Here is a 14859-nt window from a genome sequence, read left to right on the forward strand (position 1 = left end):
GTTCAGGCGCGAAGTAAATCATTAATACTGGTCTTGGCGCGGGTACGGGCATCCACACGCTTGACGATGATGGCGCAGGCCAGGCTGTACAGCCCATCGGCCGAAGGCAGGGAACCAGGGACCACCACCGAACCTGCAGGGACGCGGCCTTGATAAATCTTGCCCGTTTCGCGCTCGTAAATTTTGGTGCTCTGCGATAGGAACACGCCCATGGCCAGCACCGAGTTCTCTTCCACGATGACCCCTTCCACTACTTCGGAGCGGGCACCGATAAAGCAGTTGTCCTCAATGATAGTGGGGTTGGCCTGCAGAGGTTCTAATACCCCGCCAATACCGACGCCGCCCGATAGATGAACATGCTTGCCGATCTGGGCGCAGGAACCCACGGTGGCCCAGGTATCGACCATGGTGCCTTCACCGACATAAGCGCCGATGTTCACAAACGAGGGCATCAGCACGACATCTGGAGCGACGTAGGCACCTTGGCGCACCACCGCACCGGGGACGGCGCGAAAACCGGCCTGGGCAAAAGCGGCCTGATCATGCTGTTCGAACTTCAGTGGCACTTTGTCGTAGAAGGGAGCGGGCTCGCTGGCCATCACGCGGTTCTCGTTGATTCTGAAGGACAGGAGGATCGCTTTCTTGATCCAGTCGTTGACCTGCCACTGTCCGTCGATTTTTTCCGCCACGCGCAGGGAGCCGTAATCCAGCTTTTCAATCACGGTGTGGATGGCCGTGCGCAGTTCAATGCTGTGTTCTTGGGGGCTGAGGGAAGCTCGTTGTTCCCACGCTGACTCGATCAGACTTTGGAGGTCGCTCATAGGCTAGGCTCTGTGAATGCAGGCCGTCATGGGCAGTACCGGAATAAAGGCGCATGATGCGCGGTTAACTACCGCAGCGGCCGTGCTTGAATGGAGGCAACAGAATAACCGAGTCTGCCCCATCCATGCACGGTTTTATGGCTTTCTTTGTCGCTTTTGAGAGCAGATGAGTGTGGGATGAGGGTGGGTGAAGGGGGACGGTTGTGGTTTCTGGACCAGGATTGAGCCGTGAAACCGTACGAGCAGCATGGCTGGACGTGCATGTTTGCGCTGTTTCTTTTTCTTTTAAGGCGGTTTTTCTGAATTCTTGTTTTTTGATAAAAATTTCTTTTTTTTTATAGGACTATTTTTTTATTGTTTATTGCGTTTATTTTATTAAGTCGTCTACGTAATTAATTATTTCAAAATAATAAAAAATAAGCGCCAATTACTGTGGTGATCGTATGCAGTGTTCTTGATCAGGCTTGGCTTGGCGTTTGTGTCGGATTGTTTTTCAGCTTGAAAATTTCTGCCCTTCCTCTGTGAGCGCTAAGTAAAACGCGGTTGACCGTTTTCTCCCTACGCATGTTTCCGTGTTGGTGTGAAGAAAAAGGGGTCGTCATTATGCTCAATGATTCAGTAGTGTTTTTTACATTTTTTAAAATTCATTCGATTTTTATCTGCCTAGAATGATTGTGCTGTTTTTTTTTAGCCGGATTTTGCTCTTGTTTCTTCATTTTAATGGAGGGGTTATGAGATCGATTCTTTTATGGCTTTTAGGTGTCCCTATTCCTATCATCATTTTGCTGGCCTTGTTTTGGCACTAAGGTATTTGCGATCACAATCTTGAGTAAGGAGTCATCATGGCTACAACACAATTGGGTTCGGAGACAGCTTTGGGTACGCACGCCGGCGCAGAGTCATCGCATTCCGCGGTGTCTTGGGGAGCTATCATCGGGGGCGCGGTGATCGCCGCAGCCTTGACGGCTACCTTGCTGGTAGGCGGGACGGGGCTGGGTTTCATGGCGATCTCTCCCTGGGGCAATGACGGGGCCTCGGGCACCACCATGGCTATCGGCACGATTGTTTGGTTGTTTGTCACACAGATCGTCGCTTATGGCATTGCGGGTTATGTCACTGGCCGTTTGCGTACTAACTGGGCCGGTGTGCATGGCGACGAAGTTCATTTCCGCGATACGGCGCATGGCTTTCTTGTGTGGGCTGTCAGTGTGGTTGTCAGCGTTTTCTTGCTGGGCTCGGGCGTTGCCTCCGTGGTGTCAGGTACGGCACAGGCAGGGGCGAATCTGGCTGGGGCCGGAGTGGGTGCCGCGTCGGCGGTTGTGGGCCAGGCAGGGAAAGATCATGCTCAAGGTCCAGGTCTGAGCTATTTCACCGACGCCTTGTTGCGTCCGGCTGACCCTGCCAACGCATCGGCACACACGGGCAACCCTGAGCGTGAAGTCAGCCGCATTCTGGCGCGCAGCCTGAAAGAAGGTGAGGTGTCCCAGCAGGATCAGGATTACTTGCTGCGCCTGGTGGCCAATCGCACCGGTCTGACGCCTGAACAGGCCAAGGAACGTCTGGACTCAGTTCAAATGCAAGCCAAGGAAACAGCCGAGAAGTTGGAGCAGCAAGCACGCGAAGCAGCAGATACCGCTCGCAAGGCTGCTGCTGCTTTCGCGCTGTGGGCATTTGCATCCTTGTTGGTCGGTGCCTTTGTGGCCAGTCTGGCGGCCACGATTGGTGGGCGGGCGCGTATCACGCGTTAAGCCCTTTGTACGACGATGAACCGCTTATCCCTTGAAGCGAGCGGTGCAAGGCTCCCGAATTTCAGAGCTTCGGGGGCCTTTTTGTATCCGCTTCGATCAAGCTGCTGCCTGGCCCGACGCGTCAGGGAACACGAATAAAGTTGCTGGGAGCTTGCCCTAAACGGCGACGGAACATGGTGGAAAAGGCACTGGCACTGTCATAGCCCAGGTCCAGCGCAATCTGGGTGACTGATTGGCCGGCAGACAGCTTGGTCAAGGCTGTCAACAGGCAGGCTTGTTGCCGCCATTCGCTAAAGCTCATGCCGGTTTGCTGCCGGAACAGACGTGTGAAGCTGCGTAGGCTTTTGTTCAATTGCTTGGCCCATTGTTCTGGCGTGCTTTGGATATTAGGCTGGCCCAGGAATGCTTTGCACAGAGCGGCCAAGGAGGAATCTTGGGGGATGGGCGCAAAGAGCGGCATGGTGTGTGCCAGGCCAACTTCATGCAAGAGAAGCTGAGCCAAGGCACCGTCGCGGCCATTTTCCTCGTACAAGGCGGGCAAGGCCAGGGAGGCCAGCAGCAAGTGATGCAGCAAGGGCGTAATCACCAGCACTTCGCAATGAGTGCTGCGGCGGGGGGCGGCCTCGGGTTCTATATATAGACTGCGCGTACTGGCGCTTTGCATGCGCACGCGATGGCGCTTGCCGGCCGGAATCCAGACGCCACTGTAGGGTGGAATGACCCAGGCGCCATCGTCCGTTTCTACTTCCATCAAGCCTGTCATGGCATAGAGCATTTGCGCCCGCCGGTGTACATGAAAGTCCAGCAGAGTGCCCGGGGCGTAGTCCGTGCCAATCGCCAGCAAGGGGCGGGGGGTGGCATCCACGCTATCCAGTCGTACATTGTGCATCAGCAAGCCTCTGGCCGAAACGAAAGTATTAATGACCGGTTTTAGCATGTCAGCCAAGGCGGAGCGACCTATTCTTGGGTTTTGGTATCTCTTTTGATGGGCGGCTATGTATTTGCTATTGCTGTTTTTTGGTTTGCTGGCCGGGGTGACCACCGTGCTGTTTGGTTTCGGTGGTGGCTTTGTGGTGGTTCCCGTGCTGTATTCGGTGTTGATTGCTCTGTATGGCGTAGACAGCCAGATGGGGCAGGCGGCCATGCATATTGCGGTGGCCACGTCCACCTGCGTCATGATCTTTGGGGCTGGCCTGTCCAGTTGGCGTCATCACAAGGCTGGCACCGTGCCTTGGGGGCAGGTGCGTCCTTTGCTCTGGTTTATCGCCCTGGGGGCGATTCCCGGTGCGGTAGCGGCCATGGCCTTGAGTGGGGCCTGGGTGCGTTGGGTTTTTGTTGTGTATCTGGGCCTGACGATTCTTGATAGCCTGTTTCGAGCGGGTTTTACGCAGACAGCAAGCAAGGCCATGCGCCCTTTAAGCAAGGCCAGCAGCGCCGGGGCCGGCGTTCTTATTGGTGCGATCGCCGCCTTTTTGGGCGTGGGCGGGAGCGTGATTACGGTACCTTTGATGCGCCGACGCGGTGCCAGCATGACGGCCGCCACAGCAGCGGCAAATCCCTTGTCCTTGCCTATGGCGGTGGTGGGCAGCCTGAGCTACGCGATGCTGGCCTGGAATGCAGACTCATTGGGGCCTTGGCATGCGGGTTACATCGACCTGCGTGCCTGTCTGGTATTGGTGCTGGGTTCCTGGCTGGGGATTCGTTTTACCTCACGCTGGATTGGCAAGATCCCCGACCGCATTCACGCCAAAGCCTATATCGCCTTGTTGGCAGGGGTGTTCCTGGTGATGCTGTTAGTCTAGATCTGGCCAGGGTGCTGCGGTATCAGCATCTACCTGATGCAGCAGGTTTTGCTTTGCCTGTTTTGAAAAACTTGTGTTTTTTTGTTCAGTACGGCGAAATGCAGCGCTTGGAGTGCTGCATTTTTACCTATACTTGGCAGCACAGAACAAACAGGAGTGGGGCAGCATGACAAGCGAAATTGCAGTGGTTTTGGGCCTGGCTTTAGTTGCGATTGTCTTGTTTGCCACAGAAAAACTCCGAATCGACGCGATTGCTTTATTGGTGCTTGGCACCTTGGCTATTCTGGGCTTGGTGACTCCTGAACAGGCCGTAGGCGGCTTCAGTAATCCGGCCACAGTCACCGTCGCTGCGATGTTTGTGTTGGCCGCCGGCCTGCAAAATAGCGGTGCGCTGTCAGGGATTGGGGATTTGCTGGGCAAGGCCCGCTCCCCACTTCAGTTTCTGGTGCTTTTGTTTCTGGTCCTGGCGGTGATTGCCCCCTTTGTCAATAACACGGCAGTGGTGGCGGTATTCATTCCTATCGTGATGGCCGCTAGCGCACGGATAAGCATGTCAGCCTCCAAAGCGCTGATTCCTTTGTCGTATGTCTCGCAAATGGCCGGGGTCTGTACCTTGGTTGGAACGTCTACCAACCTGTTGGTCAATGCCATTGCTCGCGACATGGGGCATCCAGGCTTCACGATGTTTGAATTCACTAAGCTGGGTGTCATTTGCATGGCAGTCGGTTGTATTTATTTACTGACAGTAGGGCGCTGGCTATTGCCTGCGGCGCGCGGTGGCGAGTTGGTCGAGCAATATGAGTTGGGCAAGTACATAACCGAACTGCGCGTCATGCCGGACTCCTCCTTGATCGGTCAGTCTGTTGGCGACGCAAAGTTGGGTGAGCAGTATGGCGTCTTTGTGCTGGAGCTGTTGCGCGGTGATATCAAAGTGTGGGGGCCGCGAGAGCAGAAGATTGAGCAGGACGATGTGCTGTTGGCGCGTGGAGATTGGACCAAGCTGGATGAGTTGCGCAAAGAAGCCGGTCTGGAAGTAGATCCGCAGTTCAAGTTGGAGCAACGATCTTTTGAACAGGTTGATCAGGTTTTGACGGAGGTCATGATAGCGCCGCGTTCGCGTATCAGCGGGCGTACCTTGGGCAGCTTGAGGGCGGGCTGGCACAGGAATGCCACTGTGTTGGGGATTCATCGCCGTGGCCAGGTCTTGCGTGAGCAGTTGCGTGCTGTACGTTTACAGGTGGGCGATATTTTGTTGATGTTGACCCCGGCCTCCGAGGCGGCTGACTTGCGGGCTGACAGCAATATTATTGTGCTCTCCGAGCGTGAGGCTGAAAAAGAAATGGGCTGGCGCGCACCTTTTTCCCTGGTCACCATGGCCTTGGTGATTGTGGTGCCTGCCTTGGGCTGGGTGCCCATCAGTGTCACCTCATTGCTCGGGGCCGTAGCCATGACGCTGGCCGGTTGCCTGAAGGCAGATGATGTTTACGACGCCATCGATTGGCGCATCATTATCTTGATGGCTGGTTTGTTGCCCTTGGGATTGGCCATGAGTGAGACGGGGGCCGCCCAGTTTCTGGTGGAAAACACGGTCGGCCTGGTCGAGTCTTTTGGGCCGTTGACGGTGCTGGCAGTGGTTTATCTGATGGCCTTGGTCTTGACCGAGTTTATGAGCAATGCCGCCGCTGCGGTGTTACTGGCGCCCATAGGGATGTCCACGGCCAAAATGATGGGGGTTGATCCCACGCCTTTTTTAATCGCAGTGACCTTTGCCGCTTCCACTAGTTTCGCAACCCCCGTGGGCTACCAGACCAATACGATGGTCTATGGCGCGGGAGGTTATCGGTTTGCGGATTTTCTGAAAGTCGGTTTGCCCTTGAACTTGATTTTCTGGGTCTTGGGCGTGATGTTGATTCCCGTTTTCTGGCCGTTCAATCCCGTTTGACACCGCTGTATCCACGATAAAAATCAAGGAGATCTCAGTCATGCGTTCAGCCCTCGCTTCTGCTAAGCCCGCATTGGACCCATCCATGCGGCAAGCCGTGCAAGACAGTTTTTCCCGCCAGCAGGCAATGAGCTTGATTCGCGCCACCATGCCGTTGGTCGAGGCAGGCCTGGTCGAGATCCATCTGCCGCATTGGGAGGGGGTTCAGCAACAGCATGGATTTGTACATGGCGGTGTTGTGGGCATGATTGCTGATTCGGCCGGAGGATATGCCGCCATGACCTGTACGCCTTTGGGCGCCAGCGTGCTCAGCGTGGAATACAAGCTGAATTTTCTGGCGCCGGCCAAAGGGGAGTCTTTATTGGCCCGAGGGTCTGTGGTTCGTCAGGGCCGCAGTTTGATCGTGACGCAGGCCGAGGTATTTGCCATGGAAGAGGGCAAGCACACCTTATGTGCGTTGATGCAGCAAACGATTATGGTGATGCAGGGGCGGGCGGAGAAGTCCTGATACCAGACTGAGCTGCATCAGGGACCGGACCGCTCTTTAGGATTTTTCCAGCGATAGCTAAGTAGTAATACCCACAGCGCCGCCATGCCCAGCCCATAGAGCATGGCTCCGTAGGAAACAGAAACATCAATACCGCACACGTGAGAGAAACGGTCGGCGGTATCACAGATATTTTTGATCGCCAGTGAAAACAAGACGGTGTTGACGGCCATGGCCAGGCAGGCGGACACTGCTTTGTCTGCCCAGATCAAGCTGGCAACCGCCAGGATCGACAAAGGCATCAAGGAGTTGAGCACACTGGTATGCCAGGCGGAATACGCCTGGGAGGAGTTGAGCAAACTTTCGTTGATGTGCGCAAAGGGAAAGAGCCACAAAACAATCAAAGCAGCGCACAGGAAAAAGATCCATTTCCTGATGGTGATGTTGGACACGATGAAAAGTAAAAGTTTGCTTTATGAGGATTTTGAGTGTAACTGAACTGTTTTATGCTTAAAGACACGTTGTGTAAGTTCTTTGGCACAATTTGCGACAATTCTGTTACTTGATCATGACATAAACGAAGGAATCTTCGAATTTAATCACGTATTCGTGACAAGACGACGAAGTTTGTTATAAGCGTCCACTCCAGGTAAACAGCGAATGCGCTTGTATGATGGTGTTCCACAGGAACACAGCAGGAGTAATCATGATGAAAAGCTCTGTATGGTGCGTGAGTGCCGTTTTAGGTGTGATGGCTTTGCCCGCCTGGGCGGATAACCCAGCTTGCCAGTATCGGGCTGCTGAGATCCAGAACCAGATCGACTATGCGCGCCAGCACGGGAATGTGCACCGCGAGCGTGGTCTGCAGCGCGCATTGGCCAATGTGCAAATGCATTGTCGAGATGCTGACTTGCTGCGCGATGTGCAGGATGATATCCGCGAGCAAGAAGAGGACATTCAGGATCGTATTGACGAAATCGCCGAAAAGCGTGCTGAAGGGCGGCAAGACAAGGTGCAGGAGCTGGAGAAAAAGCTGGAGCGCGATCGCGCCAAGCTGGAGCAGTTGCAAGAGGAATTGAAAGAGCTGCAGGCCTTGAGCGCAAAGTAAGAAGCGCGCTCCAGCTTTTGAATCCGCTTCTGCTAGGCTCATCAAATGGACTGAAAAAGGCAGGAGTCAGAAGGAAATACGTGCTCCCGGTGGGGGCACGTTCCTTTTATATAGAAAGGACTGCTTATAATCACAGGTGCAGTCGGCGCAATGATGTAGGCCGACCAAGCATAAAACAAGAGTGGTATGAGCAGAAAAAGCACAGGTCGTCGCGGTACAAAAACCAGTAGTAGAAAGAAGGTAGGGCAGAGTAGCCCGTCCCGATTTTTGAAATCAGTCATTGCAGCGGCCCTCACTAGTTTTGGGCTTGCGACTGCTTGGCTTCATCCACAGGGGCTGAACTGGCAAAGTCTTGAGCCGTTTCTGGTGTCTTTGGGTTGGCCCACGGTCGTTCAGCAAGACAGTGCGCCCGTCCCCGCTGCCATTGATGGGTATGTCCAGACCTCTTTTGCGCAATGCCCCCAGTTCTTTCCCGGTTCACGGCCTGTTGTGCCCATGGCTTATGCGCAACGGGAGTTATGCTTTAGCGCTTTTGCGATTTTGCATAGCGGCCAAACCAAAACCCCGGTGTTTGTTGTGCAGCGTTTGAATCGGCAACAGATTCAGTCGGCCAAGGGCGTCAAGCGTACGGATCGTTTTTATGCCGAAGGCCGTTTGCCTCAGGCGGAACGCGCCGAACTGAATGACTACCGGGGCTCGGGATTTTCACGTGGACATATGGCTCCGGCAGGGGACATGGCCTCTGAACAGAGTATGGCCCAAAGCTTTTCTTTGGCTAATATGGTGCCGCAAAATCAGACTCATAATGCCGGTCCCTGGAACAAGATTGAAGCGGATACTCGTAAATACGTCGCCCGTGCTGCCGGTAATGTCTATGTCTTTACCGGGCCAGTGTATGCGCGCCGTGCGGCAAGCATTGGCTCTAGTCAGGTTGCCGTTCCCAGTCATTTATTCAAGTTGGTGTACGACGCAAGCACTCGACGCTCCTGGGTACATTGGCAGGCGAATCAGGCGTCCACTCGCGTTAGCCCACCCATCAGCTACGAAGAGTTTGTCCGTCGGACTGGGCTGCATTTGTTGCCCGATTCCAGCCTGAAAACCTTGGGATAGAGGCGGGACCCGGGATCAGGGATGTCGCCCGGCCGACGGCTTGAGGACAGCGTGCACTTGATCTTCAGAAAAATACACGCTGTCCCCGACTTCAAATAGCGTGTAGCCGGTGTTTTGCTCCGTGACCATCCCTCGGAAATAGGCCTTGGGTGTAGAGGGAACTTCGGTGATGCGAACGTTGATGTAGCGTTCACTGATGTAGGAGACAAGTTGGACGCGCATGCCCTGTTTTAGGTCCAGCGCGCCAGGGAATCGATCCAGATCGTCATGGCTGACCACAACCCGAAACGCGGTGGGCCGGTGAATAACATAGGCCTGCTTGAGTTGATGATGTAGAGCCAGGATTTGTTGTGCCTCTGGGCTAAGGGGCCCCTCTGGACGTTGCGTCTCGTGTTCAAGCTCCGGGCTGGGTGATAAGTGCAAAATTTGGGCCAATAGCAGAAATTGTTCTTGAGTCATAAATTGCAAATTAACAGGAAAGGGAATCGACGAGCTTTTAGGCCTCGGGGTACAGTGTTCGTATTGTCCGCGATTGGCTGTCGTTTCGATTTGCGGTAAGAAAAGATTTTTTGTAGGGAAGACGAAATGATGCTTCGACGACTGATCCAAGGTGCTGCGGTCATTGGTTTGACTGCCTTGATGGCGGCGTGTTCTTCGGCCAAACCAGGCGGTGGCCCCGTCTCCAAACTCTTCAATGAATGTACCTGGGATCGTGAGTCCTGCATGCATGAAGGACGCTACGAAGCTGGTGAAAGCGAATATGCCGAGCGTGAGGCTCGGGACTTGAATCGTCAGTCGGCCGCCCGTTTGCGTCGTAGCGGTCTGTAAGGTTTTTTCACGGCAGTGCTGCGGGTTTGCTGCCAAGCGAGGTGCTGACCGTGATTCGTGAAGCGTTGGAAAGTCGGCAAATCGCCATTTATTGTGTGGCGATGTTGCTGGCCGGTTTGATGGCCAGTGTCTGGGTGATGCCGGCCAGTTTGGTCGACTGGATCAATCCGGCACTGGCTTTCATGTTGTATGTCACCTTTTTGCAGGTGCCTGTTTCTCAACTGGGTAAGGCGCTGACGCAACTGCGCTTTTTGGCCGTGCTGCTCGTGGCCAATTTTTGTCTGATTCCTCTCTTTGTCTTTGCGCTGCTGCCCTTGCTGCCAGACCATACCATGCTGCGTCTGGGTGTGTTGCTGGTGCTGCTGGCCCCTTGCATTGACTACGTTGTCACGTTTGCTCAATTAGGCCGTGCAGATGCGCGAAGCTTGCTAGCGGCTACGCCGGTGCTGCTTGTGGTGCAAATGCTGCTTTTACCCTTGTTCCTGAAGTTGGCATTGGGAGAACAGTTTGGCCTGTACATCAAGGCCGGGCCTTTTCTGGACGCCTTCTTTTTTCTGATTTTGACTCCACTGCTATTGGCGGGGGCGACTCAGTATCTTGCTGGGAAAAGTCGCGTCTGGGCGCAGATCCAGACGGGTTTAGGCCTGGCGCCTGTCCCGGCTACCGCCTTGGTGTTGTTTATTGTGGTAGCTGCCGTTTTGAGGCAATTGGAGCCGGCGCTGGATGTGTTGTGGCGCGTCTTGCCAGTGTATGTTCTGTTTGCCGTCCTGGCTCCTGTCATTGGCTGGGTGCTGGCGCAACAAGTACGTCTGGAAGTCCCTTTGCGACGAGCAGTGGCCTTTAGCAGCGCGACTCGTAACTCCCTGGTTGTTCTGCCTTTGGCCCTGGCTATTCCAGGTGCCTTGCCCTTGTTGCCCGCTATCATTTTGACCCAGACCTTGGTGGAGTTGCTGGCGCAACTGGTCTATGTGCGCGTATTGGCTCGCGGAGGCTAAAACGAACAGGCTTGAGTGGTTTCTTGTGTAAGCCGTTTGTTGGCTGGCAAATATCATTTGCAGCACGCTTGTCCTGAATTCGATGGGATTTTCCACGTATTGATGGAGAACGTTTGTCCTGTTTTCGGCTAGGTTTCGTTCTCAAAATGGGTAAGGGCTGATCTGACCTGTTCAAGCCCGTGCAAAATCTTTGCTTTTTAGGATGATTACTCACTGGAAAACCGCCGTAAAAATGCGCGGTTTTTCTTATAGAGCTTATAAAAAAACATACATGGCGATTGGGCTACCAGGCTCTATGATCTGCTCCGCCTCGGCTCTGAGTGCAACATCATGTTGCGGGCATGTTCTGTGCCCGCTTTCTATTACTTAGGAAATCTTCAAAATGCTAGTTGCCGCTTTTCTGGCGTTTGCAGGCCTGTGCCTGTTCGTGAATGGTGTTCGTCTCTACTATTCTGAAGGTCACCACGCGGGCAGGCTGGTGGATGCTAAAGATGCTGCCATTGTTAATTTGTTCACCGCCGTGTTGGGATTCATCTGCATGTCTCACATCCTGAATCCGGCCAACAGCGTGGTGTACTCCCCCTTGTCCGCCATTTACCTGGGCCTGTTTGCCCTGACCTATTTCTGGGTCGGGGTGAACGCCTTTACTGGCAGTGACGGCCGTGCGCTGGGTTGGTACTCCCTGGCGGTGGCCTGCATTGCCGTTCCTGCCGCGATCACCAACCTGAGTCTTGCGGAGCGGATTTTTGATTATTGGCAAGTGCTAAGCTGGCTGTCTTGGGCCGTCCTCTGGTTCCTGTTCTTCTTGCTGCTGGTCCTGAATAAACCCATTGCCCGCTTGACAGGCATGGTGTCCGCCGTACAGGGGGTGTTGACGGCGCTGCTGCCTGCCTTGCTGTATTTCTGGGGCGTGATTTAAAGCGGCTTAGTATTCGCTTGATAAAAATCCCCATAAGAACAGGCCTGGCATCCCGACCGGGCCCTCGGGGCGGCATTGAAGGCTCTTTGCCTAATTGAGCAGATCCTGCTGGTGAATGCCTTAAATGGTGCTCTTCTGCTTCAGTAACACAGCCCCATCTCCCACCAATGACAATTGATCCCCCGGGTTTCGTAACGGGCAATTCGTCATGGACAAGCATCCACAGCCTATGCAGCCATCCAGCTCATCACGAAGTTGGGTCAGGCTGCGGATCCGATCATTGAGCATGTCGAGCCAGCGGGTTGAGAGCAGCGCCCAGTCCTTGGCCTGTAGTGGCTTGCCGGATGGCAGCTCATCCAAGGCCTCCTTGATTGTTGCCAGCGGAATACCGGCTCTTTGGGCAATTTTGATTACCGCGATCTTCCGCAAAACCTCGCGGTGATACCGTCGCTGATTGCCATCGCTGCGCCAGCCTTGAATCAAGCCTTTGGCCTCATAGTGATGCACGGTGGCAATGGTTACTCCGCTGCGGCGTGCAACTTCGCCTACCGATAGCGGGATAGTAATGTCGATTTTCATGGTGACTGATTCTCTTGACCTCATCTATACATGAGGTTTTATAAAAGACGACTCTTGCCCCTGCAAGCTCCTTGAGCAGCGGGGCGTCTTATTGTGAACGAGTCGAGATCTTATGAAGAATCAGCAAGCCCCTGCGGGCGAGGTGCCAGCGGCACAAGACCAGTTGGCCGCGAATGGGGGGCAGGGGGCGCCCAGCCAGTCAGCCTGGGGGGATTTATTGTCTGGCGCCAATGCCATGCGTGCACTGGTGCTGGCGGGCGGCGTGGTGCTGCATGCCGTCAATGTTTATATTGCGACCACCATTTTGCCTACGGTTGTGCAGGATATCGGCGGACTGGATCTCTATGCCTGGAACACGACCTTGTTTGTGGTGGCATCCATCCTGGGTTCGGCCTTGTCCCCCAAGTTGCTGACCATGACAGGCCCTAAAGGAAGCTACGGCCTGGCCGCCGTGACCTTTGCGGTGGGGGCGGTGATTTGTGCGGGGGCACCCAGCATGTCCATTTTGCTGTTCGGTCGCTTTGTTCAGGGCATAGGTGGGGGTTTGCTCTTTGCATTGGCCTACGCCATGATTCGCGTGGTTTTTGCCGAGCAGTTATGGCCCCGTGCGATGGCTTTGGTGTCGGGCATGTGGGGTGTGGCCACCCTTGCTGGCCCGGCGATCGGCGGCCTGTTTGCGCAGTGGGGCATGTGGCGGGCTGCTTTTGGATCCGTTGCCCTGATCGCAGTTCTTTTTGCTGTAGTGGCTTCTGGTGTCTTGCCTAAACGGGAGCCTCAATCCGGCACTGAGGCAAAGGCATCTATCCCGTTGATTCAGCTTATTTTATTGACGCTGGCTGTGCTGGCTATTTCTGCGGGTAGCACCTCGGCAGAGCTGGTGCACAATGTCCTGGGCCTGGCGCTGGCGTTCGTGCTGGGTGCCGCCTTGATTGCCGTCGAAAAACGTTCGCCAAGCCGCTTGTTGCCGTCGGGGACCTTTCAGTTTCGTTCCGAGATTGCCGGTTTGTATGCCTTGATGTCCTTGTTGGTGTTGACTGTCACTAGCGGAGAGGTTTTCGCACCGCTTTTTCTGCAAGTTTTGCATCAGCAGTCTCCTTTGGTGGCGGGCTACCTGGCCGCCTTGATGGGAGCGGGTTGGACGGTAGGTGCTGTCATCAGCTCGGGGCTGAGCGGACGGGCGATTGAGCGGGCGATTCTGGTCGGGCCGGTTTGCGGCTTGCTGGGCATGCTCGGGCTCGCCTTTCTGGTACCGGAGACCAGCACGGGCCTGTTTCTGGACCTGGTTCTGATTTGTTTGGCACTGGCGCTGATCGGCTTGGGAGTAGGGCTGGCCTGGCCCCATTTGCTGATACGGGTGTTAAAAGCCGCTTCTGCTCAGGAGCAAGAACTGGCCGGGGCATCCATCACCACCATTCAGCTCTTCGCAACGGCCAGCGGAGCGGCTTTGGCGGGGATGGTTGCCAATGCAGGTGGACTTATTGATCCGGGTGGAGTGGCGGGGACGCGTCAGGCTGCTTATTATCTATTTGGCGTATTTGCCGTCGCGCCATTGTTTGGGATCATAGTCGCACGGAACTGCAAGGCTAAAAAACAGTCTGATTAAAAGGAAGTGCAAGTCTGCTTTCGTGTCCGTACTACGTTTCCCGGAGAACGCTTGATCTGGGGACGTGGTGCCATGTTGCACTGGGGTTAATACTAGAAGGCTGGTGATCTTCCACCATTGGTATAGTATTTAGTGCAATTAATGCGTGGCCTTGCACACTTTTGATTGTTATGTGAAGGAGGTTCGGACGTGAATGGTATCCCTTCTCCCAATCCAGCCCCCAGGCCCGATCCGGAACCTAAGCCCATGCGTTGGCCTAGTGACTTTCCCGGCAAGCATGATAGGCAGGAATAGTCCTCAAACCCAAATAAAAAGGCCGTTCACCAAGAGCGGCTTTTTTGTGTCTGAAGCTTGTGTTTGAGCAAGCGCAGCGACCCTCATTGCAGACTTGTGTGGGCTCTGAGAAATGACTGGGTCGATTGCACATTTTGCTACTTTTGAAGTTGGCCAGGCGTGCGGCTTTGATGCCAACGATGAGCGTGTCATCTTATGCCGATTCAAGGCGAGCGGTCTCAAACGTAGGGGAGATAAGGTAAAGCGCGCGTTGCATCGCCCAGGTCTGCGTTTCCTGTTTGGTCGAAAAGATCCGGCGTTCCCGATAAGGGGGGGCTGATTGCGCAGCAGGGGGCAGTTTTATCCGGGTTCGATACCCAGAAGTGTGTTTGTTGATGCTGGCTATAAGCTGTTTTCGTGGGGCTTTTATGGGGCCTACGATGTTGAATACTTGAAAACAGGCTATCAAAAGCCATTAGAGAAGAAGCTAAGCTGTTGATTTTACTTAAAATTGATTTTTTTTGAATCAACGGTTTTCATGCTTTGGTGCGAACGGAGAGACTCGAACTCTCACACCTCTCGGCGCCAGAACCTAAATCTGGTGCGTCTACCAATTCCGCCACGTTCGCAACACGAAAGAAGTA

Annotated in this window: 15 protein-coding genes and 1 tRNA gene; 10 read left to right on the plus strand and 6 right to left on the minus strand. The window is 54.5% G+C overall.

From position 1 onward, the window contains the following. Nucleotides 1-2 precede the first annotated feature (2 nt). Nucleotides 3-821: a 2,3,4,5-tetrahydropyridine-2,6-dicarboxylate N-succinyltransferase gene (gene dapD / locus AC6I6N_RS01530; protein WP_497942789.1), complete on the minus strand. Its 819-nt coding sequence runs from the start codon at nucleotides 819-821 to the stop codon at nucleotides 3-5. A gap of 842 nt (nucleotides 822-1663) precedes the next feature. Here dapD and AC6I6N_RS01535 point away from each other — a divergent pair. Then, entirely contained in the window at nucleotides 1664-2569 is a 906-nt protein-coding gene (locus AC6I6N_RS01535; RefSeq protein WP_249462124.1) for a hypothetical protein, read from the plus strand. A 121-nt stretch (nucleotides 2570-2690) separates the two neighbouring features. On the opposite strand, the gene AC6I6N_RS01540 is transcribed toward AC6I6N_RS01535, so the two are convergent. Then, entirely contained in the window at nucleotides 2691-3458 is a 768-nt protein-coding gene (locus AC6I6N_RS01540) for an AraC family transcriptional regulator (protein WP_497942792.1), read from the minus strand. Between the two features lie 106 nt (nucleotides 3459-3564). Here AC6I6N_RS01540 and AC6I6N_RS01545 point away from each other — a divergent pair, with 106 nt between their 5' ends. The 3 genes from AC6I6N_RS01545 (at nucleotide 3565) to AC6I6N_RS01555 (ending at nucleotide 6821) form a co-directional block, all read left to right on the plus strand. Next, complete coding sequence (locus tag AC6I6N_RS01545) at nucleotides 3565-4371, plus strand: sulfite exporter TauE/SafE family protein (protein WP_094196410.1); 807 nt, start codon at nucleotides 3565-3567, stop codon at nucleotides 4369-4371. A 112-nt stretch (nucleotides 4372-4483) separates the two neighbouring features. Further along, nucleotides 4484-6313, plus strand: a complete 1830-nt coding sequence (locus tag AC6I6N_RS01550) for an SLC13 family permease (protein WP_321266181.1) — start codon at nucleotides 4484-4486, stop codon at nucleotides 6311-6313. Between the two features lie 40 nt (nucleotides 6314-6353). Continuing rightward, complete coding sequence (locus tag AC6I6N_RS01555) at nucleotides 6354-6821, plus strand: PaaI family thioesterase (RefSeq protein ID WP_199827879.1); 468 nt, start codon at nucleotides 6354-6356, stop codon at nucleotides 6819-6821. Nucleotides 6822-6838: 17 nt separating this feature from the next. Here AC6I6N_RS01555 and AC6I6N_RS01560 read toward each other — a convergent pair whose 3' ends face one another. Then, nucleotides 6839-7159, minus strand: a complete 321-nt coding sequence (locus tag AC6I6N_RS01560) for a DUF202 domain-containing protein (protein ID WP_230018568.1) — start codon at nucleotides 7157-7159, stop codon at nucleotides 6839-6841. A gap of 347 nt (nucleotides 7160-7506) precedes the next feature. On the opposite strand from AC6I6N_RS01560, the gene AC6I6N_RS01565 reads away from it, so the two are divergent. Both AC6I6N_RS01565 and AC6I6N_RS01570 read left to right on the plus strand, forming a co-directional pair. Then, a complete protein-coding gene (locus AC6I6N_RS01565) occupies nucleotides 7507-7908 on the plus strand; it encodes a DUF1090 domain-containing protein (protein WP_230018566.1) in 402 nt (133 codons plus the stop codon). Nucleotides 7909-8094: 186 nt separating this feature from the next. Beyond that, nucleotides 8095-9018, plus strand: coding sequence for a DNA/RNA non-specific endonuclease (locus tag AC6I6N_RS01570; protein WP_108727324.1), 924 nt, complete (start codon nucleotides 8095-8097; stop codon nucleotides 9016-9018). A gap of 15 nt (nucleotides 9019-9033) precedes the next feature. Here the strand turns inward: AC6I6N_RS01570 and AC6I6N_RS01575 are convergent, their stop codons facing one another. Beyond that, nucleotides 9034-9477, minus strand: coding sequence for a hypothetical protein (locus tag AC6I6N_RS01575; RefSeq protein ID WP_497942799.1), 444 nt, complete (start codon nucleotides 9475-9477; stop codon nucleotides 9034-9036). A 126-nt stretch (nucleotides 9478-9603) separates the two neighbouring features. On the opposite strand from AC6I6N_RS01575, the gene AC6I6N_RS01580 reads away from it, so the two are divergent. From AC6I6N_RS01580 to AC6I6N_RS01590, 3 genes are all read left to right on the plus strand, one after another. After that, entirely contained in the window at nucleotides 9604-9846 is a 243-nt protein-coding gene (locus tag AC6I6N_RS01580; RefSeq protein WP_094196415.1) for a hypothetical protein, read from the plus strand. Nucleotides 9847-9947: 101 nt separating this feature from the next. Then, nucleotides 9948-10841 carry an arsenic resistance protein gene (locus AC6I6N_RS01585; RefSeq protein ID WP_420884932.1) on the plus strand — a complete coding sequence of 298 codons (894 nt, stop codon included), beginning with the start codon at nucleotides 9948-9950 and terminating at the stop codon, nucleotides 10839-10841. A 382-nt stretch (nucleotides 10842-11223) separates the two neighbouring features. Then, complete coding sequence (locus AC6I6N_RS01590) at nucleotides 11224-11760, plus strand: AmiS/UreI family transporter (protein WP_094196416.1); 537 nt, start codon at nucleotides 11224-11226, stop codon at nucleotides 11758-11760. Nucleotides 11761-11880: 120 nt separating this feature from the next. Here the strand turns inward: AC6I6N_RS01590 and soxR are convergent, their stop codons facing one another. Then, entirely contained in the window at nucleotides 11881-12339 is a 459-nt protein-coding gene (gene soxR / locus AC6I6N_RS01595; protein ID WP_497942801.1) for a redox-sensitive transcriptional activator SoxR, read from the minus strand. A 112-nt stretch (nucleotides 12340-12451) separates the two neighbouring features. On the opposite strand from soxR, the gene AC6I6N_RS01600 reads away from it, so the two are divergent. After that, complete coding sequence (locus AC6I6N_RS01600) at nucleotides 12452-13942, plus strand: MFS transporter (protein WP_497942804.1); 1491 nt, start codon at nucleotides 12452-12454, stop codon at nucleotides 13940-13942. Nucleotides 13943-14759: 817 nt separating this feature from the next. Here AC6I6N_RS01600 and AC6I6N_RS01605 read toward each other — a convergent pair. Beyond that, a tRNA-Leu gene (locus AC6I6N_RS01605) sits at nucleotides 14760-14844 on the minus strand. Between the last annotated feature and the right edge of the window lie 15 nt (nucleotides 14845-14859).

It is taken from the genome of Alcaligenes sp. LTN-3 (assembly GCF_059735605.1).

Coding starts and splice junctions, on each gene's coding strand:
- AC6I6N_RS01540 (WP_497942792.1), bottom strand. CDS start 3,458: ATGCACAATGTACGACTGGATAGCGTGGATGCCACCCCCCGCCCCTTG.
- AC6I6N_RS01590 (WP_094196416.1), top strand. CDS start 11,224: ATGCTAGTTGCCGCTTTTCTGGCGTTTGCAGGCCTGTGCCTGTTCGTG.
- AC6I6N_RS01555 (WP_199827879.1), top strand. CDS start 6,354: ATGCGTTCAGCCCTCGCTTCTGCTAAGCCCGCATTGGACCCATCCATG.
- AC6I6N_RS01565 (WP_230018566.1), top strand. CDS start 7,507: ATGATGAAAAGCTCTGTATGGTGCGTGAGTGCCGTTTTAGGTGTGATG.
- soxR (WP_497942801.1), bottom strand. CDS start 12,339: ATGAAAATCGACATTACTATCCCGCTATCGGTAGGCGAAGTTGCACGC.
- dapD (WP_497942789.1), bottom strand. CDS start 821: ATGAGCGACCTCCAAAGTCTGATCGAGTCAGCGTGGGAACAACGAGCT.
- AC6I6N_RS01535 (WP_249462124.1), top strand. CDS start 1,664: ATGGCTACAACACAATTGGGTTCGGAGACAGCTTTGGGTACGCACGCC.
- AC6I6N_RS01600 (WP_497942804.1), top strand. CDS start 12,452: ATGAAGAATCAGCAAGCCCCTGCGGGCGAGGTGCCAGCGGCACAAGAC.
- AC6I6N_RS01545 (WP_094196410.1), top strand. CDS start 3,565: ATGTATTTGCTATTGCTGTTTTTTGGTTTGCTGGCCGGGGTGACCACC.
- AC6I6N_RS01585 (WP_420884932.1), top strand. CDS start 9,948: ATGTTGCTGGCCGGTTTGATGGCCAGTGTCTGGGTGATGCCGGCCAGT.
- AC6I6N_RS01575 (WP_497942799.1), bottom strand. CDS start 9,477: ATGACTCAAGAACAATTTCTGCTATTGGCCCAAATTTTGCACTTATCA.
- AC6I6N_RS01580 (WP_094196415.1), top strand. CDS start 9,604: ATGATGCTTCGACGACTGATCCAAGGTGCTGCGGTCATTGGTTTGACT.
- AC6I6N_RS01570 (WP_108727324.1), top strand. CDS start 8,095: ATGAGCAGAAAAAGCACAGGTCGTCGCGGTACAAAAACCAGTAGTAGA.